The 23,347-nt window shown below is 49.2% G+C and carries 16 protein-coding genes and 1 pseudogene; 13 read left to right on the top strand and 4 right to left on the bottom strand.

What is annotated here, in order from left to right; genetic code table 11:
- Window positions 1–3 precede the first annotated feature (3 nt).
- The 7 genes from I2I13_RS13705 to I2I13_RS13675 all read left to right on the top strand — a co-directional run bounded on the left by I2I13_RS13705 (window position 4) and on the right by I2I13_RS13675 (window position 11,439).
- Complete coding sequence (locus I2I13_RS13705) at window positions 4–291, top strand: hypothetical protein (RefSeq protein ID WP_195621002.1); 288 nt, start codon at window positions 4–6, stop codon at window positions 289–291.
- Between the two features lie 3 nt (window positions 292–294).
- Complete coding sequence (locus I2I13_RS13700; RefSeq protein ID WP_195649721.1) at window positions 295–7,041, top strand: LamG-like jellyroll fold domain-containing protein; 6,747 nt, start codon at window positions 295–297, stop codon at window positions 7,039–7,041.
- 522 nt (window positions 7,042–7,563) lie between these two features.
- The gene (locus I2I13_RS13695; RefSeq protein ID WP_195621005.1) at window positions 7,564–8,868 is read left to right on the top strand and encodes a reverse transcriptase domain-containing protein; all 1,305 of its coding nucleotides are present in this window, start codon (window positions 7,564–7,566) and stop codon (window positions 8,866–8,868) included.
- Window positions 8,865–9,350 (top strand): hypothetical protein, encoded by a 486-nt coding sequence (locus I2I13_RS13690; RefSeq protein ID WP_195621006.1) that lies wholly within the window; start codon window positions 8,865–8,867, stop codon window positions 9,348–9,350. Before I2I13_RS13695 ends, I2I13_RS13690 begins: the two co-directional genes overlap by 4 nt.
- A gap of 179 nt (window positions 9,351–9,529) precedes the next feature.
- Window positions 9,530–9,772 carry a hypothetical protein gene (locus I2I13_RS13685; RefSeq protein ID WP_004326021.1) on the top strand — a complete coding sequence of 81 codons (243 nt, stop codon included), beginning with the start codon at window positions 9,530–9,532 and terminating at the stop codon, window positions 9,770–9,772.
- Window positions 9,773–9,844: 72 nt separating this feature from the next.
- On the top strand, window positions 9,845–10,489 hold the full coding sequence (locus I2I13_RS13680) for a thymidylate synthase (protein ID WP_195621008.1): 645 nt from the start codon (window positions 9,845–9,847) through the stop codon (window positions 10,487–10,489).
- A gap of 95 nt (window positions 10,490–10,584) precedes the next feature.
- Window positions 10,585–11,439 carry a DNA adenine methylase gene (locus tag I2I13_RS13675; protein ID WP_195621010.1) on the top strand — a complete coding sequence of 285 codons (855 nt, stop codon included), beginning with the start codon at window positions 10,585–10,587 and terminating at the stop codon, window positions 11,437–11,439.
- Between the two features lie 211 nt (window positions 11,440–11,650).
- On the opposite strand, the pseudogene I2I13_RS13670 reads toward I2I13_RS13675, so the two are convergent.
- Window positions 11,651–12,121 (bottom strand): annotated as a pseudogene (locus I2I13_RS13670) (DUF4925 domain-containing protein); the annotation flags it as partial.
- A gap of 1,053 nt (window positions 12,122–13,174) precedes the next feature.
- Here I2I13_RS13670 and I2I13_RS13665 point away from each other — a divergent pair.
- From I2I13_RS13665 to I2I13_RS13640, 6 genes are all read left to right on the top strand, one after another.
- A complete protein-coding gene (locus I2I13_RS13665) occupies window positions 13,175–13,954 on the top strand; it encodes a polyphosphate polymerase domain-containing protein (protein WP_074637840.1) in 780 nt (259 codons plus the stop codon).
- A gap of 17 nt (window positions 13,955–13,971) precedes the next feature.
- On the top strand, window positions 13,972–14,646 hold the full coding sequence (locus I2I13_RS13660; RefSeq protein ID WP_074637827.1) for a DUF4956 domain-containing protein: 675 nt from the start codon (window positions 13,972–13,974) through the stop codon (window positions 14,644–14,646).
- A 4-nt stretch (window positions 14,647–14,650) separates the two neighbouring features.
- On the top strand, window positions 14,651–15,430 hold the full coding sequence (locus tag I2I13_RS13655) for a DUF2490 domain-containing protein (protein WP_081352707.1): 780 nt from the start codon (window positions 14,651–14,653) through the stop codon (window positions 15,428–15,430).
- A gap of 18 nt (window positions 15,431–15,448) precedes the next feature.
- Window positions 15,449–17,443 (top strand): carbohydrate-binding domain-containing protein, encoded by a 1,995-nt coding sequence (locus I2I13_RS13650; RefSeq protein WP_074637825.1) that lies wholly within the window; start codon window positions 15,449–15,451, stop codon window positions 17,441–17,443.
- Between the two features lie 98 nt (window positions 17,444–17,541).
- Window positions 17,542–18,756 carry a sensor histidine kinase gene (locus I2I13_RS13645; RefSeq protein ID WP_004301009.1) on the top strand — a complete coding sequence of 405 codons (1,215 nt, stop codon included), beginning with the start codon at window positions 17,542–17,544 and terminating at the stop codon, window positions 18,754–18,756.
- Window positions 18,753–19,481, top strand: a complete 729-nt coding sequence (locus I2I13_RS13640; RefSeq protein WP_004301008.1) for a LytTR family DNA-binding domain-containing protein — start codon at window positions 18,753–18,755, stop codon at window positions 19,479–19,481. Before I2I13_RS13645 ends, I2I13_RS13640 begins: the two co-directional genes overlap by 4 nt.
- 4 nt (window positions 19,482–19,485) lie before the next feature.
- Here the strand turns inward: I2I13_RS13640 and I2I13_RS13635 are convergent, their stop codons facing one another.
- The 3 genes from I2I13_RS13635 to I2I13_RS13625 form a co-directional block, all read right to left on the bottom strand.
- Window positions 19,486–20,670, bottom strand: coding sequence for an aminopeptidase C (locus I2I13_RS13635; RefSeq protein WP_004301007.1), 1,185 nt, complete (start codon window positions 20,668–20,670; stop codon window positions 19,486–19,488).
- Window positions 20,671–20,804: 134 nt separating this feature from the next.
- Window positions 20,805–22,010 carry a hypothetical protein gene (locus I2I13_RS13630; RefSeq protein ID WP_195649720.1) on the bottom strand — a complete coding sequence of 402 codons (1,206 nt, stop codon included), beginning with the start codon at window positions 22,008–22,010 and terminating at the stop codon, window positions 20,805–20,807.
- On the bottom strand, window positions 22,007–23,332 hold the full coding sequence (locus tag I2I13_RS13625; RefSeq protein WP_195649719.1) for a DUF4270 family protein: 1,326 nt from the start codon (window positions 23,330–23,332) through the stop codon (window positions 22,007–22,009). Before I2I13_RS13625 ends, I2I13_RS13630 begins: the two co-directional genes overlap by 4 nt.
- Window positions 23,333–23,347 lie beyond the last annotated feature (15 nt).

Here is a 23,347-nt window from a genome sequence, read left to right as displayed (position 1 = left end):
AATATGGTAAGAATCAATTTCAAACAGTTGCCGGTCTATACCGGCATATCCCGTAAGGAAACGGTAACGGGTGACGCCCGCGAGTCGTTTGCCGACGTGCTGTACACCCGTGTAAACGGTGTCCGCGCCAAGAACCTCGCCCTTAAGATATTCAACAGCGAGGGGAATATGGAACTGGATGCCGAGGATGAGAAACTGGTGCGTTTTGCCGCCGTGAACCTTTGCGTCCCTTCCGTGGGCGACGCTATTATCGATATGCTTGATACAGTTAAAGAAGTTAAGGAGGAATAATTTATGGCACTGACAGAATCGGAAAAGAACGAATTGAAGAAGGACATCCTGAACTCCATCAAGTCTGAGAGCCAGAGTGTCGATGAACTGGCCGAGGTCACCTCGCTGGACAATATCAAGAGCCTTCCTGCGATGCGCGGCCAGGAGGTCGTGCTTGCGCCGGTGGCGTTGCTCCGGAAACCCGCGGAGGACGCGGCGGCGGTGGCTAACGCTGCCGCCACGAAGGCCAACAATGCCGCGACCGGCGCCACCAATGCGGCCCAGACCGCGACGAACGCCGCCGGTACCGCAAACAGGTCCGCTGAAACCGCCAATGCCGCTGCCGGTACGGCCACCGCCGCCGCCAAGAAGGCGGAGGATGCCGCCGCAGCCGTGGACGGCAGTCTGGTGGGTGGCATGACAGCCGTCCCTGACGAGAAGAACGACGCGGTGAAGCTGACCATCCTGGGCCGTAACGGGCAGGCAATCACCTCCACCGACATTCCCGGCGGTACGGGTAGCGGCGGCAACACGTACAACGTGACGGAGGAGGTTCCCCTGGAGAACGGCTACTATACCCTGGAGACGGCCATCGCCGCCGTAAACGTGAAATACCGGCACAAGGGCCGTTGCATCACCTACGAGGCCGCGCAGGGCAGATGGGAGACGAAACAGTTCACCGGCACGAGCGTGGAGAGCTGGGAACAGGCCGCGAGCTGGGAGGATTTCGGCGGAGCCGGCACGATGAAGAGCCTGACGGTGAACGGCGAGAAGCAAATCCCCGATGCGGAGGGCAACGTGAGCCTGACCATCGATAAGCTGGAGGTTGACGAGAGCCTGAACGCCGAAAGCACGAACCCGGTCGAGAACCGTGCCGTGGCGGCCAAGCTGGGCGAGGTGGAAGCAAACACCATCTTCGACAGCTCCGCCGAACTGAGCGATGACGAGACCACCGTCCACGTGAGCCTGAAGAACAAAAGCGGCGTCGAGGTGACCGGTTTCGACATCCCTGCCGGAGGCGGCGGTGGCGGCGGTGAGGGCAGCACGACGAAGATAGTGCTTGGTGCAAGTGTTGACAAGCCCACCGTCAAGGAAGGCGACCCGGTAAGGCTGACCTATACCTACGACCACCAGTACGGCAGCGGCGACGAGAAGGGCGAGAGTACCGGCCAGAAAGCGAAAATCACCGTCCAGGTGAGGCGCGGCGCCACCACCACCTATTCGGAGACGGTTCAGGATGTGAGCAAGGGCACGTACACGCTCGACCTGACGAAATATCTCCTTTCCGGCACGAGCGACATCTACGTGATAGCCGAGACCACCGACCCCACCACCGGCAAGGCGCAGAAGCGGCAGGCGTACGTTAGCGTGCGCAGCGTGACGCTGGCCCTGTCCAGCAGCTACAATATCGCTTCCGGCCTGGCTTCCGGCGGTTATGGCGCGCAGGAGACCGTGAACATCCCCTACGGCGTGAGCGGCACCGGCACGAAGGTGGTGACCCTTTACGTGGACGGCAAACAGCAGAACGCCCACACGGTCACCCGCAGCGGTACGACCAACAGCAGCTTCCCGCTCTCCATGTCCTCCCTGGCAGTAGGCCGGCATACCGTCCAGATGGTCGCCGAGATGGATGCCGGCGACGACCTGACGCTCAAAAGCGAGAGCATCCATATCGATATCCTGAAGAGCGGCAGCAGCGCCCCCTACGTGGGGCTGATGGTCACCCACCGGGACGGCCGTATCCTCACCGGTGCCGACCACCTCTCCCCGGTCATCGAGGTGGGACAGTACGAAAACTGCGAGTTCAAGTTTGCCGCCTACGATCCCGGTACCACCCCGGCGGGTGTGGGCATCTACAGGAACGGCACGCTTCTCCAGACGGTGAGCGTCCCGCGTACCGCCCAGACCTACCGGAACCGCTTTACGGAGCAGGGCCGGCAGCAGATGCAGCTGAAGGTCGGTGCCACCGCCTACACTTTCCACATTGACGTGGTCGAGAGCGGCATCGACATCAGCGAGGCCACCTACGGCCTTCAAGTGAAGCTTAGCCCGTCCGGCCGCAGCAACAGCGAGAGCGACCCGGCGCGGTGGGAGTATAACGGCGTGAAGACAATCTTCGAGGGCTTCGACTGGAGCAGCAACGGCTGGACGGGTGACAGCCTGAAACTGACGGGCGGGGCGAAGGCCGTCATCGGCTACCAGCTGTTCAAGGATGATGCCGGCGCCTCCGGCGCTACCATCGAGATGGAGTTCCGGGTATCGGGTGTGACGGACCGTCAGGGCGAGGTGATCAGCTGCATGGACAAGGGAAAAGGCCTTAGCGTTACGAGCGAGGAGGCGAGCATCAAGACCGGCACGATCCTGCACTACACGAACGAGGACGGCGAGGACGCGAGCCGTGAAATCAAGATCGGCACGAAGTTCGCCCCCGAGAAGTGGCTGAAGGTCGCCTTCGTCATCGGCAAACGCGGTGACGGGCGCCTGATGGAACTTTACGTGAACGGCAACCGTGCCGGTGCTGACATCTACGACAACAGCTACTACTTCCGCCAGGACACCCCGGCGGGCATCACCGTCGACAGCGCGTCCGCCGACGTGGAACTGAAGAACATCCGTATCTACAACCGTGCCCTGAGCGATGACGAAGTCCTGGAGAACCGGATGGTGGATGCCGGCAGCAGCGACGACATGATGCGCCTGTACGAGGAGAACGACATCCTGGGCGGCAGCGGCGACGTCGATATCGACAAGCTGCGCGCCAAGGGGAAGGGCGTGATGCGCATCGTACGCAAGGGCGGCCTTGACGAGGTGAACGAGACGAACAACAAGAAGACCGACTTCATCGCCGACGTCTATTTCTGGTCCCCTTTCGGCAAGGAGTACGACTTCGTCCTCCGCGACTGCTACATCCGTATCCAGGGTACCAGTTCCACGAAATACCCGAGCAAGAACATCCGCATCTACTTCACCAAGGGCGGCGCGAACCTCAGTTTCGAGATCAACGGCGTCCCGGACCCCCTTGGCGGCAACAGGTACATGATGCGCCCCGGAAGCATCCCGATGGACCTGTTCTGCATGAAGTCCGACTATTCCGACTCGTCCATGACTTTGAATACCGGTGTGGCGAAGCTGTACAACGACGTGATGCTCGAATTGGGCCTTCTGACCCCTCCGCAGCGTTACCAGCTGGAACAGGCGGGCGGTGACCTGAACGCGGTGAAGGTCCGGCAGAGCATCGACGGTTTCCCTATCGACGTGTTCAGCGCGGAGACCGCCGACGGGGAGAGCACCTACTACGGGCAGTACAACTTCAACAACGAGAAGAGCAAGAGCGGCAGGCTGTTCGGCATGGAGGGGCTTGACGGTTTCACCCCTTCCTGCCCGATGACGCTGGAGACGCTGAACAACGGCGAGAGGGTCTGCCTTTTCCAGAGCTCTGGCGACGCGGACCTTGCCGCCGGTTTCGATGCCGGCCTGGAAACCAACTACCCGGACGACGTGAAATGGGCGGGCCTGAACACGGCCCAGCAGTCCGCACTGAAACGCCTTTTCGGCTGGATCCGTTCATGTGTCCCGGCAAACGCCACCGCGGACGACCTGGGCACCTTCGTGAGTGAAAAGTTCAGGACGGAAATCGGCCAGTATTTTGATGTGGACCACCTGCTGACCTACTACGTGCACACCGACTACTTCGCGAGCGTTGACCAGCGCGCGAAGAACATCCTCCTGCGTACCTGGGACGGGCTGGTCTGGTACACCACCTATTACGACGGTGACACCCAGCTTGCCAAGAGGAACGACTGTTTCCTTGCCTACGACTACACGCTCGACCGTGACACGTGGGACGCGGAGGCGGGGAAATACGCCTTCGAGGGCCGCGACAGCTGGCTTTGGAATCTTGTGTTGGCCAACCTGCAGGACGAGCTGAAAGCCTGCGCCGCCGCTTACCGCGCGAAAATGACGGTCGATCGCGTGCTGTCGATGCTTGACGTCGAGCAGGCGGGCAACTGGAGCGACCGTGCGTACAATAAGAGCGGCTACCTGAAGTATATCCGCCCGAACATGGAAGAGGTTTACGGCAAGAAATGGCCGTTCATCTACGCCCTTCAGGGAAGCAACGCTGCGCACCGCAGTTACTTCGTGAAGAACCGTTTCGCCCTTCTGGACGCCAAATACGGCACGAGCAACTTCACGAGTGACAACATCGACCTGTATATGGCCCGTACCTCCTCCGATGCCGCCGACGTGGTGAAGATCACGGCGAGCGAGGTGTACGCCTTCGGTTACGGCACGAACAACAGTCCCAATATCGGGGGTACCGGCATCGTGGAGGGCGGCAAGGTGGCCACCCTTCAAATCACGGGGGCCTACACGGTAAACGACCCCCTGCGTATCTACGGCGCGAGCCGCATGCGTGTGCTTGACATGACCGGTGCCTCGGACCGCCTGAAGAACGGCTTTGACCTGGGCAAATGTACCGTATTGCGTGAGCTGAACCTGCAAAGCCCCTCCACCGGCTCTACTGGCTGGTGGCTGAACCTCGGCAGCTGCCGCCAGCTGCGTAAGGTGAACCTGCGCAACCAGGCACAGGCCAAGACCGGGAGCAACACCAGTACCGAGCTTGACTTCACGAACCAGACCAAGCTGGAGGAACTTGACGCGAGAGGCACGCAGGTGCAGAGTGTGACCTTCGCCAAGGGTGCCCCGCTGACGAGGGCCTGGCTTCCCGGCACGCTGACCGTGTTGAAACTGGAATACCTGGGCAAACTGGCCACAAGCGGGCTCACGCTGGAGAACTACAGTAAAGTGAGGACGCTTATCGTGGACGGCTGCCCGGGTCTGAACTGGGAAACCCTGCTGAACCGTTGTTCCGGCGTGGAACGCATCCGCGTGACCGGCATCGACCGGGAGGACGACGGCACGTGGCTGAACCGGTTCATGAAGATGGGCGGCGTGGACGCAGAAGGCAACGCCACGGACACGTGCGCGCTGGCGGGTACGGTGCGCCTTACCAACTATGTCGAGGATGAGAGATACGAGGCGTTGAAAGCCCATTTCCCGGAACTGAACATCCTCCAGCCCGAATACACGATGATCGAATCCGACGACGATGTGGCCGATGATGCCAATATCAGCAACCCGGACAACAGGACAGGTTACAAGTACGGTACGCCTTACAGGGCGAGCGGCCATATCACCGCCATCCTGAAACAGCGTCACCGTGTACTGGCGAAAGTGACCAAGAAAGCCACCACGCGCAGCGTGAAGATCGCGAATGTCGATACGACGGTGAACAACCTCGACGGCGAGATGATCTATTACCCGCTGGATGACGGCAATTCCAACCGTTACGCCGACGGCAGTGCCGCCAGACTTGACGGCAGCGAGGGCGACTGGATGATGTTTGAGCCGTTTTTCTGGTCAAAGGGCATCAATGACTACCTGAACGGCAAGCATTACTCCTGCTACAGCAGCAAGGGCCGGGATGACATGCCCTCCGTTCCTGACGCCGATATCCTCACGCTGGATGACATCAAGGAAGCCGGCGGTTACCTGAGCGGTCGTAAGATCATGAGCGGCAAGGACACGCTTGCGAACAGCTACAGTGCCGACACCACGTATTCCGTCTGCAAGGTGAATGTCAGCGGGCACAAGCGTGTCCGGTTCCCGAGCGTTCCCGGTACGAACCTTGTCGGCAGCGTGTTCACTGACAATACCGGCGCCGTAGTCAGTTCCATCGTTGTTCCGACCCTCTCCAACAAGTTCGAGGCGGGCATGTACCTGATCGCCGACGTTCCTGCCGGTGCCACAGCGCTGCACTTCTCCGTTCTGAACACCGCGGAGTTCGACAAGGTAGTGCTTTCCAACTCCGACAGGATCGAGGACATGGAGCCGGATTGGGTTGCCAATGACGAGCACCTTTGCGCGGTTGTGGGCAGTTCGGTTGTCGGTTCCAAGCTCCGTGCCTGTATCACCGGCGGCAGCACTACGGCGAGCATGAGCTGGGCCGACTTCCATTATTACTCTGTCCAGCGCGGCATGCAGCAGATTGACGCGCTGATGCACTCCCGTATCGCCAACCTCTTCTACGCCGCCTATGGCCGTCGTGACAGCCAGGAACAATGCGGCGCGGGCCAGCATACTAACAACCGTATCACCGGCGGTACCGCTTCACGCGGCATGACCGATACGATCGGTTATGAAGAGGCGCACGCCATCAACCCGAACGTGACGAACTCGCTTGTGGACAACATGGTCCACCAGTACGCCTGGTATCGCGGCGAGGATGACTACGGCGGTGCTACAGTCACGCAGGTGAACAATATCTGCTGCCTTGGCTACGAGGATATCTACGGTCATAAGTATGACATGATGGACGGCGTTGACCTTCCTAATGACAGCGGCAACGCCGGCAAGTGGCGCATCTGGATGCCTGACGGCACGACCCGCATGGTGAAAGGAGGCACAAGCTCGGGCGTATGGATAACGGCCGTTGCACATGGCAAGTACATGGACGTGGTTCCGGTGGGCTCCGTTTCGGGTTCTTCCTCGACGCATTACTGCGATATGTACTACATATCCACCGCAGCCAGCCGTGTGGTCTATCGTGGCCACTACAACGCGTGCCCGTATGGCGGTGTTTCGATGTCGTATGCGAGCTACGATTCCTCGCATACGTACACGCACATCGGTTCTCGTCTGGCCTTCCGCGGCCGGCTCGTCAAGGCGGCAAGCGTCGCTGCGTTCAAGTCGATAAGCGAGGTGGCATGACCGGCCGCGTAAAGCGTCAAAGCGGGAGCGAAGCGACAAAACGTCCGGTGTTCCCCTTGCTCGGGGAACACCGTTCTTTACGGGCGTCAGCCCGTTGAAAAATTTTTGTTTCCGGGGTTTTGTACCTGTTTGTTAAATAATAATTTATGAAAAATCGTACTTTTGCATTCAAATTAAAAGGTGGCGCTTCCCCATAAGCCGTGTGGTTTATCGTGGCAACAACAACGCGAACCCGAATGGCGGTGTCTCGATGTCGAATGCGAACAACGATTCCTCGAATACGAACACGAACATCGGTTCTCGTCTGAACAACAATCGAAAAGAAATTTTAATCGGCGTACAACACCGGGGACTTGTCCCCACCGTGGTGCCGAGGGAAGCAAGCCTCAGTAACAGCAGCCTTTTCGGGGCTGGAAAACTGAAAAATAGAGTGTCGGGTAGGGTTTGGTAGGCCGGAAACGGTTCGAAGAAGCCGGGCCCGGGGGATTGAAGGCCCCGTATTAAAAACAAGAAAAGGTATTTATGCGCAGAGTTGGTCATATCATCGAGGAGATTGTGGAGCCTTCCAACATGGAGGCCTCGTTCCGGCAGGTCCTTCGCGGCAGGAAACGTAAACGCAGCCGCCAGGGGTGCTATCTGCTTGCGCATAAGCCCGAGGTATTGAAGGAACTGACCGCGCAAATTGCATCCGGCACTTTCCGCGTGAAAGACTACCGTGAACGTGAGATTGTGGAGGGCGGGAAACTACGCCGGATTCAGGTGATCCCGATGAAGGATCGTATTGCCGTGCATGCCATTATGGCGGTGGTGGACCGCCATTTGCGGAAACGTTTCATCCGTACTACCTCTGCCAGTATCAAGAAACGGGGGATGCACGACCTTCTGGCGTATATCCGTCGTGATATGCGTGAGGATCCGGAAGGTACGCGTTACTGCTACAAGTTCGATATCACGAAGTTCTACGAGAGTGTGAAACAGGATTTCGTGATGTATTGCGTGAACCGGGTTTTCAAGGACTTCAAACTTATGGCCATGCTGGAGAGTTTTGTCCGTCTGATGCCCGATGGTTTGAGTATCGGGCTGCGCAGCTCGCAGGGCCTGGGTAATTTGCTTTTGTCTGTGTTTTTGGACCATTATTTGAAGGACAGGTATGCCGTCCGTCATTTCTACCGTTATTGTGATGACGGCGCCATACTGGGTAAAACGAAAGCGGAATTGTGGAAGATTCGTGATGCCGTCCATGGGCATGTTCAGCGTGTCGGTCTCGATGTGAAGGAGAACGAGCGCGTGTTTCCCCTGGGCGAGGGCATCGATTTTCTGGGGTATGTGACTTTCGGCGCGGACCACGTCCGCCTGCGCAAGCGCATCAAGCAGAAATTCGCCCGAAAAATGCACGAGGTAAAATCGAGAAGAAGGAGGCGTGAGCTGATAGCGTCGTTCTACGGGATGGCCAAGCACGCCGACTGTCATACGTTGTTTAAAAAATTAACAGGCAAAGACATGAGATCATTCAAAGACTTGAACGTCGCTTATAAGCCCGAAGACGGCAAAAAGCGATTTCCCGGGGTGGTGGTAAGCATCCGGGAGCTAGTAAACTTACCGATTGTAGTGAAGGACTTCGAGACGGGCATCAAGACCGAGCAGGGAGAAGACCGCTGTATCGTGGCTATCGAGATGAACGGCGAGCCGAAGAAGTTCTTCACCAACAGCGAGGAGATGAAGAACATCCTCTCGCAAGTGAAAGAGATGCCCGACGGCTTTCCTTTTGAAACAACCATCAAGACGGAAACCTTCGGGAAAGGTCGAACCAAATACGTATTTACATGAAACGAGTTGAAGGAACAGCCGGGGTGAAGCTGCTGGAATGCGTGAACCCGGTGAAGAACACGTGGCGCGTCCGTTGGGACGTGCGGGAAAGGGAGGACGGTTCTGCCGACTATATGGAGGAGAACTTTTTAGGGAAGCCCTCCGGTGAGATAATAAGAACCGTTATCCTGGGCTGGTACAACGAACAGATCGACCGGGAGATACTTTCCGGCTTCGTTTACGAGGGTATGCCGGTGTGGCTGTCAAGTGAGAACCAGTTCAACTACAAGGCGGCCCACGACCTTGCCGTGCAGAACGGTGGCGCGACGCTTCCGGTGACGTTCAAGTTCGGGACGGATGAGGAGCCCCGGTACCGGACGTTCGGGAAACTGGAGGAACTGACGGACTTCTATACGAAAGCCATGAAGCACATCCAGGATACACTGGCTGACGGCTGGAAGAAGAAAGACGATTTTGATCCGGAGAAGTACCGGGTGGAATAAATCCTTCGGGGGAGGATAAGAAAAAAGCCCCCGGCCTGTTAATATAGACGCCAATCATTTATTAACAACACACCCAAGCGGCGCGCGACCGGGGGCAAATACCCTCTGTCACGCCACTTGGGTGTTTTTTTGTTGTCTAAAAAATGATTGGCGATGCAAAGATATAATTTTTTTGTTGTATGAAAGTGATTGAGATACTAAACTTTAACCGGGAACTGTTGAAAAGGCTCCAGGCGGCCGGCATCCGTCTGGAGGATGCCCGGTATATCGACCTGTACGCGGACTATACCCGTCTGCTGGACCAAGGTGAGAAGGTCTCGTATGCTGTGGCCGTACTGTCCGAGAAGTATTCGGTGAGCGAGCGCAAGGTCTATGCCCTGGTAAAACGCTTCCAAAGTGACTGCAAGACGCTTGCAGTGTGAACGGGGTGTTTTATGCCGTAGGGAGTGCTGTTTCCCCTTATCTTTAGGGTGTTTCAATTTTAGAAGGAGGAAATGGCTATGAACAAGTATTACCGTATCCTGGACAAGATTCTTGCCACGGGAAAAACACAGACCAACAAGAAGGGAAACATACAATACCTTCTGAACGAGCAGTTGTCGCTGACTCCGGCGGACTTGCTTGACATATTCGAGGGGCATAATATCGCCCGCAAGAAACTCCGCTGCGAGCTCCAGCTGTTCATGCAGGGGGAACGTAACGTGGAGAAGTACCGGGAGGCCGGCATCAACTGGTGGGATTACTGCGGTTCCATCCTGGTGAACAGTTATCCGACCTATTTCGAGAAACTGCCGCCGTTGATAGCGAAAATCAACCGGGAGAAACGCAACAGCAAGAACTACGTACTTTTTCTGGGTGAGACCGGTGCGGAAAGCAACCAGGCGCCCTGCCTGAGTCTGGTGCAGTTCCAGCTGGACGGTGGTGAACTGGTTCTGTCCGCCTACCAGCGCAGCAGCGATGCGAACCTCGGACTGCCTTCCGACATTTACCACCTGTACCTGATGGCGCGGCAGATAGAACTTCCCCTGAAGTCGATCACCCTCTACCTGGGCAATGTACATATCTACGAGAATAATATCCCGGGTACACGTGCGTTGATCGCCGGTGACGAGACGGTCCGCTTCGGGCTGAACGTGTGATTTGCTGTATATGCCTTGCAGCGGGAACAGTTCATGTATCCCGCTGCTTTTCGTTTATTCTGGGGACCTTTGCGGCCGTTTTAAAGCAGAATGAAATGAGAAAGATGTATTTGTCCGCCCCGCTTCCTTTTATGGGGCAGAAACGCATGTTTGCGAAGGAGTTTATCAAGGTGCTGGGGCAGTTCCCGGACAGCACCGTGTTTGTGGACCTGTTTGGCGGTTCGGGCCTGCTGTCACATATTACCAAATGTGTCAGGCCTGATGCCGTCGTTGTGTATAACGACTTCGACAACTACCGCCAGCGGCTTGCGAATATCCCGGTCACCAATGTGCTGTTATCCGATTTGCGCCGGATAGCTGAAGGGGAACCCAGAAACCAACGTATAACCGGGGAGGTTCGCGATAAAATGTTTGCCCGTATTGAGAGGGAAGAGAAGGAGCACGGCTACGTGGATTATATTACGATTTCCGCATCTTTGTTGTTCGCCATGAAGTACGTGACTTGTTTGAAAGAAATGAAGAAAGAGACCATCTACAATAGGATTCGGAGGACTGATTATCCCGAAGCGGAAGATTACCTGGAAGGAATCACCGTCACCTGCGAAGACTACAAGGAAGTGCTCAAACGTTACAAGGATGTCCCGGGTGTGGTGTTCCTGGTTGATCCGCCGTACCTTTCCACTGAAGTAGGAACCTACAAAATGTATTGGCGCCTGGCTGACTATTTGGACGTGTTGAACGTGTTGAAAGGACATGCATTCGTGTACTTCACCTCAAACAAGTCTTCCATCCTGGAACTGTGTGACTGGATGGGTAGGAACCCGTTTCTTGGCAACCCGTTCAAGGAATGCAGGAAAGTGGAATTTAGTGCAAACGTAAACTATCAAGCCAAATATACAGACATGATGCTGTACACGGTACCGGATGAAGAGCAGATAATCGCAGCCTAACACTGCATAAAGATAGTGATTTATTTTGAATCGGCAATGGCTTTTGAATGGTATTTTAAAGTTGTTCAAGGAAGGTTCAAGTGAAAGAAAAACGGTGGGCTTTGGTCATGCAGAACAGGACCGCGCTCACCGTTTTTTTTGTACGCGTCGTTTTTGTACTTTTTGAAACGCATCGTTTTTGTTAAGCGGCACGTATGGTTTTTCCGGATTTACTTTCTCCATCTGTTGTGTGGGAGTATGCAGGAAATGTATATGTGTTTGCAATGGAGTTGGCATAAGCCATTGTTACGTTCAGTGATAGCTGCATGTTTTTCGGAGTTATTATTCCTTCATATTTCACCGTAGCTCCTCCCATTGTGATATTGGTCCCGCTGAAAGTATAATATCCTTTCTTTTCATTCTCATAAAGTTGGATGCGACTGATAGGAGTTTCCTTTTCTCCCGGGATTATATTATTCAGCGTCAGTGTTCCCGTTTCGCTATCTTCTGTCTTGAAGCTGACAGTTTTTCCAATTAATTTCTCTCCGCTGTAGGTTAGGTCTAGCGTATATGGTTTAATATACGAGCCATATTCCTGACTAATTTCTCCTGGCCAAAATAGCTTGTCATTGTAAGTTTCTTCGCATGATGTAAAGAAAAATACTGCGCAAGCTACATAAGATAGTTTTCGTAAGTTTCTCATTTTGCTTTTTGTTTTTATTGCGTATTTAATAAAACTTTGCAAAGTTCGACTAACAATTCTTTATTGTCAAGGTCTGTTTTTTTATTTTAATGTTCTATTTTTAATCGTATGCGGTAAAAGTACCTAAAATGAAAAAATAAATGTGTTCTATTTTTAATATCGATTGTTCTTCTTTTAAGAATGGCTGTAAAAAGAGAATGAAGAGGTCTCTAAAAAAGCAAATGGTTTTCCTCCTATTTTTCACAGGTGAGAAACCGTTCATTTTTTTTCTTCTCTATTTCTGACTCTTGCGGAAAGTTTAGAATGTAATATTCATCTTTACAACTTTCAATAAATACTTCCGTAAAAAAGTAAAGAGGACTCCGCTGGAATATTACAAGAAATAAATCTATGTTTGCTTAAAATAGGGTTATACATAAAAATAGGATGTTTTATACATTTTCTTTGCTTTAATTAGAACCTATATGAGGATAGCAAATAAATAGGAGCTTAAATGTCTTTTTGGATTCTCCCAAAAGACAGTGATTTGATAGTAAATCCTTGCTGTTTGTATTTGTTTGCTACCAGATTCGAAATAAATCAATATTTTTTTCTGATGTTATAGCTATTTGTTATATTGAAAATTAACGAAGTTAGAAGTGACATAGCTTGGAAACGACTCTTATTTCAATCAACGCCTCCTTCCTCACCGATGAACGGTAGCTTGGTCGGTGAGCAAGGAGGCGTTCCTCACCGACCAAGGATACCTTGCATTTAAAGAACGGACGTTTTCATACAATGAAAAACGGTCTGTTTACCCTTTATTTATGCATAATAAGGGGCGTGATATGCATATTCTTGCACTAGATTATGCATTTTATTTTCTATTTGATTCGATTCATAGCCACTGTTGAATAATAGAATCTTAAAAATAGAACAGAACAGTTTGTTGCTGTAATACAGTCGATTCACCGATAAGAATCCCCCGTTCATTGATTTTTTTTCCTTTTTCTGCTTCTCTGTCATACATTTGTTACAGTATTGTAACACTTGCTACTCTAATCCCTTATGAATATGAACGAGGCATGTAATGTAACCACCGCACTTTCCGCTTTCTCCTCCATTTCTTTGGAAGAGATGAGTACCATCCGTTTGATGAACCGTACGGACACGAAGTATATCGTTTCGCTCTCTGCCCTGATGGACGTATTACAACGGGCAAGTAATTGTTATCGTGTGCAAGAGGTGCAGGGGGAGCGAAATATAGCTTATCACACTACCTATCTCGACACTCCCGATTACGCCATGTATCTGGCTCATCAAAACGGAAGAGTGATCCGTGAGAAGATCCGTGTAAGGACGTATGTATCTTCCGGTCTGACTTTTCTGGAAGTGAAGAATAAGAATAACAAGGGGCGGACAGATAAAAAGCGGATTCGGGTGCAAGGAGTAAACTCTTTGCGTCAGGATGGGGGAGAAGAGTTTCTTCGCAATTATGCTTGGTATGAGTTGTCCGCCTTGAAATTTCTACTGGAAAATCATTTTCATCGTATTACACTGGTGAATAAGGCAATGACAGAACGTCTGACCATCGATACTGGTGTGCATTTCCATCATCTCATAACTGGAACGGAAGCAAGATTGGAAAATCTTGCTATCATAGAACTGAAACGTGACGGGAGAACTTATTCACCCATCGGTGAAATACTGCGCGAACTGCATGTGCGGCCTTCGGGAATTAGTAAATATTGTGTGGGAACCGTACTCACAGCCGGGAACTTAAAATATAATCGGTTTAAGACCAAGTTGAGAATGGCACAGAAGATAGCAAAGAAGCAACTAATGAATATTTAATATAAAACCAGAATAATATGTTTGATGAATTAAGTGATATTACATTAATAGAAACACCATTGATGGATAGCGCAGGTTTCTTGGAATTGTTGTTGCGATTCTGCTTCAATTTACTGGTGGTATCCTGCATTATTCATCTGTTTTATTACCCTAAGAGCAAACGGCGTGATTATTACTTCACCTTTACGCTGATAAGTATCAGTATTTTCCTGATGATTTTCTTATTGGGAAGTGTCAAACTGAAAATAGGTTTTGCGCTCGGTTTATTTGCCATTTTCGGTATCATCCGTTATCGGACCGAGTCAATGCCCGTGCGTGAGATGACTTATCTTTTTGTCATCATTGCTATTTCGGTAATCAATGCCCTTGCCGTGGAAATCAGTTATGCTGAACTGGTATGTACCAACTTGCTTTTCATTGTCAGTATATGGCTTTGCGAAAGCAATCGCTGGCTGAAACATATCTCCTGTAAACTGATTCAATATGATAGAATAGAACTGATAAAACCCGAAAGGGAATTGGACTTATTACGCGATCTCCGCGAACGGACAGGACTTGACATTGTTCGTGTGGAAGTGGGACATATCGATTTTTTACGGGATACAGCCATGCTGAAAATCTATTATGAACCGCTGAAAGATGAGATAAATACGATTGATACGTTGACCCGCTTACCTAGAGAAAATGAATAAGAAAATGGAAGATAAGTCAGGCAGAGAAAGTCAGAAGAGATTCTGGGGGACAGGTAGATACCTGATTGGTTGCTTATTATTGTTGTGTATGGCAGGGAAGAGCCATGCGCAGGGAGATGACTTCGGCGTGTGGACCAGTGCGGAAGTGAAAAAAAAGATATTCTCCGGTTTCGATGCTTCTCTGGAAGGTGAATTCCGTACAAGAGACGGATTGCAGACGGTGGAACGCTGGTCGGGTTCGGCAGGTGTTTCCTATAAGATGTTTCGTTGGCTGAAAGCGTCTGCAGGATATACGTTTATTCATTATTATCATCCGATGGAGGTTACTAAAAAAGGAAACTATATCCCCGAATATTGGCAGCCGAAGCATCGTGTAAACTTGTCATTGACAGGAAAGGTGGACTGGCGCCGCTTCACGTTTTCCCTTCGTGAACGGTGGCAATATACTTATCGTCCCAGTCAGTCGGTTCCCAAATTCGATGGTGATGACGGGAGTGTGAAGAATGATGAATATATTAGCGGAAAAGGAAAAAATGTGCTTCGTTCCCGCCTTCAGGTGGAATATAACATACGTAAATGTGCTTTTACTCCTTATACTTCATGCGAACTTTCACATTCGTTGAATGAGATTGGTGCTTTTGAAAAGTTGCGATGGACATTGGGGACGGAATGGAAACTAAGTAAGAAACATGCTCTCGATTTTTATTATCTGTATCAAAATAAGGCAGACGACGATGAGGCAAACGGGCATGTGATCGGTGCAGGATATTCATTTAAGTTTTAATAGATAAAACAAGAAATTATGAAAAGGATTGTGTTGTTTTGGATACCGCTTTTATTGCTGTTGTTGGTGAACTGTACGACGGAATCATTCGATTTCGGCGATCAGGAAGGAATATTGGTCGGAGGTTCGGGAGGTGGAGGAAGCAGTCAGCCCAACCCAACGATTCCCGAGGGATCGGAAGATTTATTGGGATTTACAATCACTTTTGATGAAAGTGATAAAACGGCGTATGGAAGCATGTCGGAAACGGTTACTTCCGATGATGATTTTATAGAGAACTCCCAATTCGCCTCTGTGGTGACGATTATCTATAATGGAACGACTGCTGCGGTAAGCAATGGTGTTTCAGGAGTGGAAGTGTCTTCCAATGGGGCGCATGTCGTGGTTAATTCTACAGTCAGCGGAGTAGAATATGTGTTGAGCGGGACTACTACGAATGGCTCGTTCAAGGTATATAGCGAAAAGAAATTCAAATTATCACTGGCAGGGGTGTCTATACTCAATCCGGTAGGTGCTGCCATTAATATCCAGTCTTCCAAACGTGTGTTCGTGGTATGTGCAGACGGAACAACGAATGTGTTGACAGATGGTTCTTCTTATACGGCAACTACTGATGGAGAGGATATGAAAGCCTGCCTGTTCAGTGAGGGACAGCTTATTTTTAGTGGTGGTGGTTCGCTCACAGTTACCGGAAATTATAAACATGCCATCACAAGCGATGATTATGTGCGTTTCCGTAGCGGGTGTAATATTACGGTAGCTTCGACCAAAAAAGACGGAATCCATACTAATGAATCTGTGATTATCGGCGGCGGAATACTGAATATATCTTCTGACGGCGATGCTATTCAGTGTGAAGAGGGAGGAATTACGATGACCGGAGGATTTGCCAAACTCTCTACAACGGACAATAAAGCGCATGGGTTGAAATCTTGTCTGGATGTGGTAATCAGTGGCGGTGCTATTCAGGCACAAGTGGCGGGAGCAGCCTCCAAAGGAATATCCTGTGATGGTAACCTGACCATCTCCGGAGGAAAGCTGACTGCATTCACTTCTCAAACCGCACTTTATGAAGACAATGATTTGAGTTCGTGTGCAGGAATTAAATGTGACGGAAATATCCTGATTACAGGAGGGGAGATCGCCATACAGAGTACAGGTGGAGCCGGTAAAGGTATCAACTGTGACGGTTCGATTACCATCAATGACGGCACGGTGAAAGTGATAACTACCGGTACGCAGTGTGTGTATGGCAAGCTCGACTCGTCGGCAAAAGGAATCAAAGCGGACGGTGCGTTGACAATCAATGGAGGAATGGTGCTTGTGAAGGCTACCGGTGGGAAAGGCAGTGAAGGTATCGAGAGTAAAAGTGTGTTGACTGTCAATGAGGGTACGGTTGCCGCCCTTTGTTACGATGACTGTATGAATGCAAGCAACAGCATTGTTCTTAATGGTGGCAATATTTATTGTTATAGTTCCGGAAATGACGGCATTGATTCTAATGGTACGCTGACCATTACGGGGGGAATGATCGTATCTTCGGGTACTACTTCTCCCGAAGACGGATTCGATTGCGATCAGAATACCTTTAAGATTACCGGGGGGATTGTTCTGGGTATTGGAGGAGGAACAAGTACACCTACATCAAGTGTATGTACGCAACGCACTGTGATCTATGGCGGTTCGGGAAGTAACGGAGAAATACTGAATATCCAGTCGGCCGACGGAACCAGCGTACTGACCTATCAGATTCCCCGTGCTTATTCTCAAATGACGGTATTATTCAGTAGTCCGAATCTGACCTCGGGCGGTAGTTATACTATCTCAAAAGGAGGAACGGTTTCCGGTGGTTCCGAGTTCTTCGGGTTATATTCGGGAGCCACTTATTCCGGTGGCACGCAGGCGGCAACATTTACTGCCAGTTCGATGGTGACACAAGTCGGCAGCACTTCCGGCGGTGGCCAGCCCGGTGGTGGAGGAGGTGGACATGGACCTGGTGGATGGGGATGGTAAACAGCAGTTTACCGTCGAAATCCGTTCTTTGGTCGATTCTATTTGTGATAAAACAGGTTCGGTTTTATCTTTGTTTCGATAATCAGAAGCAATGAGGCATGAAAAGACTGCGTAAACAACACGTGCTGGAGCAGAGTATTTACGGAGCTATCTGGATCGTAATATTTCTTCTTCCGCTGATAGGCGGATACTTTGCCATGAGTGGAGGACTTGAACGGGAGGAAACCCGTATGGTGATCCGCGAATCATGGTTGAGTATCCTTCCTTTTTTCGTGCTTTTCCTGTTAAATAATTATGGGCTGGTTCCCTATTTTCTTTTTAAGAAAAGGTACTGGCAATATACTGTTTCGTTGATTTTTGTAATAGGAATGATTTGTTGGCTTTCTCCGTTTCCTTCTGCCAATCATTTCCCCAAAGATTTCAAGCGAGGAGAGTTGCCTCTTCGTATGAAGGAGAACCGGAGGGACCAGATTATTAAGACGAGAGAAAAGGCGAGGGAGGAAGGGGATGTGCATTGGCATGAATCCAATCCCGAACAACGTCCTAGGGGAATGGGAGATCCAAATGGTCCCGGAAGATTTCCAAAACCGACTCCTTTTCCTTATCCTCCTTTTGTGCTCCGCTATCTTATTCATTTCATCATTGCCTTTTTGATGGTAGGGTTCAATATCGCCATCAAACTTTTCTTTAAATCTTTCCGTGATGAAGAAATGCTGAAGGAACTGGAACATCAACGTTTGCAGTCTGAACTGCAGTATTTGAAATATCAGATTAATCCTCATTTCTTCATGAATACGCTCAATAATATTCATGCGTTGGTGGATATTGATACGGGGAAAGCGAAAAGTACGATTGTGGAACTCTCTAAACTGATGCGTTATGTGCTTTATGAAGCGAGTAATAAAACGATTTTGCTTTCACGTGAGGTTCAGTTTCTTAAAAATTACATTGCCCTGATGAGTTTGCGCTATACCAACAAAGTATCTATTCAGATGGATTTTCCGGCCGAAGTGCCCGAAGTGCAGATTCCCCCTTTACTTTTTGTCTCTTTTGTGGAAAACGCCTTTAAGCATGGAGTCAGTTACCGTAGCGAGTCTTTTATTCATGTCTTGATGCAGTTGGATGAGGGCAACCGGCTTTCATTCCGTTGTTCCAACAGCAATAATGGTTCGGCTGACGAACAGCATCATGGCATCGGACTCGAGAATATCCGTAAGCGGTTGAGGCTTTTATTTGGCAATGATTATACGCTTTCCATTACCGAAGAGGAACATAAATTTGATGTCTTACTTATTATACCTTTATTAGAATGAAATGTATAGCAATAGATGATGAGCCGTTAGCATTGACGCAGTTGTCGGATTATATATCCCAGGTACCTTTTTTGTCTTTGGTAAAGTCATGCCAGGATGCGTTCGAGGCAATGAAGATATTGTCCGAAGAGGAGGTTGATTTGATCTTTGTGGATATTAATATGCCCGATTTGAACGGATTGGATTTCATACGTTCTTTGGTGAACCGTCCGTTGGTGATTTTCACTACTGCTTATTCTGAATATGCGGTAGAGGGTTTCAAACTGGATGCCGTAGATTATCTGCTGAAACCGTTTGAGTTCCAGGATTTATTGAAAGCGGCGGATAAAGCCCGCAGGCAATTTGAATATCGTTTGTTGGAACAACAGGGTGAAATAGGAAATGCTTCGCAGATAAAAGGAGATTCATTATTCGTGAAGAGCGATTACAGAGTGGTTCGCATCGATGTGAAGAATATCCGCTATATTGAGGGGATGAGTGAGTATGTGCGTATCTTTGTGGAAGGAGAGGACAAGCCTGTAATAACGCTTGCCAGCCTCCAGAAAATGGAAGAACGGCTTCCCACGCATTTCATGCGGGTCCACCGTTCTTATATTGTCAATCTTCGCAAGATTACCGAAGTTTCCCGTCTTCGCATTATCTTTGATAAGAATACTTATATTCCTGTCGGTGATAATTATAAGGAGAAATTTACGGAATACATTGGGAAATTAAGCCTTTCTTAAATAATTATTTAATTCCCAGTTTTTTGGCAATTTCTTTAGGAAGTGCATCTTTATGCACCAGGATATTCATTGTCTTGTAGGCAACGAATGCTTTGGAAGCATACCAGATACCATCATATTTGCCTGATTTACCCCAAGAGTTTTTCACCATGAAGTATTCTTTTCCATTCTGGTCTTTAGCGATGCCGTAGATTACCATTCCGTGGTCGTCTGTTGTTTCCCAGTTGTCAAAAGCAACTTGACGCATTTCCTGGGTAATATCCTTTTCAGGGAAAGGTTTGGTGAATAGTTCTCTGCGTTTGTCGGCGGCAGTCAATCCTGTCCAACGGGCCATGTCTGAACCGGACAGTTCAGATTCTTTGGCTGCATCTGGCATTACGGCGATACCGTCACGTGAGAATCCTTGTTCGCTGACATCGCTACCCCATGCAAAGGTATAGCCTTTCTTTACTGCATTGTCCATAACAGCCATCAGTTCTTCGATAGGCAGGTTGTAAGACAGACCATTACGCCAGTTATCCTGAATTTCGATGGCGAATTGAGAATAGAACGGATGGTGTGTATAAGAAGTCAGTGATACATAGTCGTTATAGTTCAATCCCAGTGATTCGGCAAAAGTCTTCGGAGTATATTCTTTGCCTTTGTAGGTGAACTTCTCCGGACATGCTCCTAGGTAAGTGTCATAAATGGCACTTAGTCCGTTTTTCCATACCGGAGTCAGTTTGCTTAATTTACCTTTTGCAATCGCATTGATATAACCGGAAGCAACAGCATCCAGCTCATTATGTACCGGCAGCGTATCACCATACATAATACCCGGCATCACTTCTTGCGGAACGATACCATAATTCTTGATGCAATACATTACATCATAAAAACTTCCACCCGGAGAGAAAGAACTGTCACCGTGATAACGTACATAGTTTACTCCGCGATCCTGCATCGTTTTGTGTACAACAAACATTTCAGACAGGTCGTATTCACCTTTACCTAAACGAAGTAGTTCTGATTCAACAAATCCGAGAGTTGAGAAACTCCAGCAAGTACTCGAACGATTTTGGTTCTTGATAGAAGTTATCGGATTTTCTTTCACTGTCGTGAAAACAAAACCTTCTTCAGGTTTTGCATCTTGTGCCATAACACTTAGGCTGAACAGGCCTAAAGCAGCAATAAGGATTGTCTTTTTCATTCCTATGAAATTAATATTAAATTGTTTTGGCTACAAATATAGGAAAGTTTCACCACAGAGTAACACAGAGTTTCACAAAGTTTTCTCTTTTTTCAAATGGACAGCTATCTTAATGACTTCCGTTTTATGACATTTTATTGTATCTTGGCGCGGTAAGTTCGCTCGGAGAAAGTAATATTCAGGAACAGGGAAAGGCTGTTTTCTTTTTGCATGCCGTTAGGAATTTTCATCTGGCCTTTATATTTCAATCCGATAGAAAGGACGTTGTTATTGCGCAATCCGAAGTTAAGTCCGGTACTGACGTAATATTCGGTTGCCTTTTTCTTTTGAATGACGATATAGGAATTATTAATACCTGTTCCCAATAGGATGCTGACCGGATTACGATAGACATTGCCCAATGTATATCTTCCACCGACTGATAACCGGTGTTGATTCTCAAAACTGACATTGGATTGGGAAGATTGCATCCGGCTCCAGTCCACATATTTGTAGTCGATGGTTGCCATCCAACGTAGAGTGTTGTAGGAAGCTCCGAGCCCAAAGAATTGAGGAAGACATTGGCGATAGCGTTTCAGGCTTTTTTCAATATCATCTCCTCCCGAACTGCTACTAACGTATAAGTTATTATCCTGCTTAAAATCCTGAGAGTAACCATATACGGCACCGGCAACGAAAGAACGTTCGCGGTCTATAGCCCATTTATACTGTACACCGAAATCCGCATAAAAAGTATGTTTGTAGGAGCTGGTTTCTTCTGTGGCAGTACCTTGCGTCTCCGTTTGTGTGATGGTCCCCGTCACATAAGAAAGATTGGTGCCGACAGAAAATCTTTTTCCGAAAAGGTAAGCCGTGCTGATACCCATCTTGGAAAGTCCTCCTTCACCCTGAAAGAGAGAAGAGATAGTACTTCCATTGGTGCCTGCCACTTCTTCATCCAGCGTGATGACATATCCCACACTGCTGACGGGAGCCATGAAAATTGCTCCATACCAGCGTGGCATAATCCGGCAGCCGATACTTAGGTTATTCAGATTTCCGGTGACGGAACGGTTACTTGCTCCTCGTTGCGAATAAATCTGGTATGCTCCCATGATACCGACATCGATCTGGAAGCGTTGTTCGGTCAACTCTGTGAGTGAAGCCGGATTGGCATTGTTAAGGAAATTATTTCCTCGCAATGCAATGCCTGTGCCGCCCAGTCCGGCATATTGCCCGCCTTCCCCGGTAGAAAGTTCTCCCAGTCCGAACATGGAAGTAGGGGAGTTCGTTGTATTTTGTGCAATAACTATAGAGACAGGAGTATAGAATGCCAGAAGGCAAAACAAAATCTTTTTCATTGTTGATAAGTTTTGTAAAGTATGATAAGTTTGGTATTCTTTTTATTGGCGGTATGTTCTCCGTCGCCGAAAATAACGCCTTGAAGTGTGGTATAGAACAAGTTGTCCGGAAGAAATAATTGTAGTTTCTGACGATCATATCCGGTAGTTCCCAGGTTTGTTTGCAGGAAAGAGGTGATGTCAAAAGAGTAATAAGTCTCCTCATAAGACATCTCGTCGACTACTAGATTTCCGCTTTGTACGGAACTCCCGGTGAGGTCGGTGATTACACTTTGCGTCACATTTTCATTGTTGGCGGTGTAGAGAGCCAGGCTTTTGGGCAACGGGTACATGCCGTCATAAGTTCCTTTTACCGGATATAACTGTAACGTTGCGCTCTCGATAGTCACAAGCTCTCCTTTTTCGCAGAGATTATTTAAATGTGGAAAATCGATGGTGACATACATACCGGTCATTCCCTGCAGGTAAACCTGATGCTCGCTTTTTCCGGAAGAGTATTCATTGCCGTCCCCACTTTGCAGGTTGGCTATCGGGGTGTTTGAGCGGTCCTGTTCTATTTTGTTGTAAGTCAGTGTGCTGCTTGTATTGAAAACCAGTGTTTTTTCGTTCAGTGTTTCCGTAATCTGGTGATAGTAGACCGTGATGCACATACTGGAGTCGTTGACTTGAAATCCGCTGATACAAGCGTCATTTGCATCGGGTATAAAAGCAATTCCCTTGAAATAATCATGGAAGAAATCCTGGGATTGTACCCATCGGCCATCATTCAGCATCAAGTTGAACCATTCTTCTCCCCATGCATCCGGCAATCGTATTTCCAGTTCTTCGCTCGGTGAGCCCGGAGTAGGACGAAAGTCGAAAGATGCCAGTGGAGTTTCGTTGTAATAGGCAGTAGTAGTGTTGTATAGGTACCCTCTATCGTCCAGTTCTATATTCTTTGTCAGTTCATGCAGATGAATGCGTTGGGTTTTTAGTGTATCTCCCAGGTAATTGCCCGAAGAATACAGGCGTATGGTGATCGAGTCGAACTCATATTGGATGTTTTCATCAAAAGAATAGGAAGGTACTTCATACTCTGCGTAAAAAGAGGCGGTAATTTTCCCCCATAAGTTGTCGTCACGGTATCCTATCTGGCAAACCGTATCTCCCGAAGTGGCTATGGAGTCGCTTGATACTGTACTAAGTAATACCGTACAAGTATCCATCTGTTCGTTGAGGAATGAACTTTGTACCCATTTCGCTCCTATGGACGATGAATCGTCTACACAAGCGAAAAAAGAAAGAGATATAAAGAATGAAAAAAGTAGTATGATTGACTTCATGTAGTAAAATGAAAT

Source organism: Bacteroides sp. D55t1_190419_B8 (assembly GCF_015558905.1).
GTDB classification, from domain to species: Bacteria; Bacteroidota; Bacteroidia; order Bacteroidales; family Bacteroidaceae; genus Bacteroides; species Bacteroides vicugnae.
This window is presented reverse-complemented; position numbering and strand designations above follow the sequence as displayed.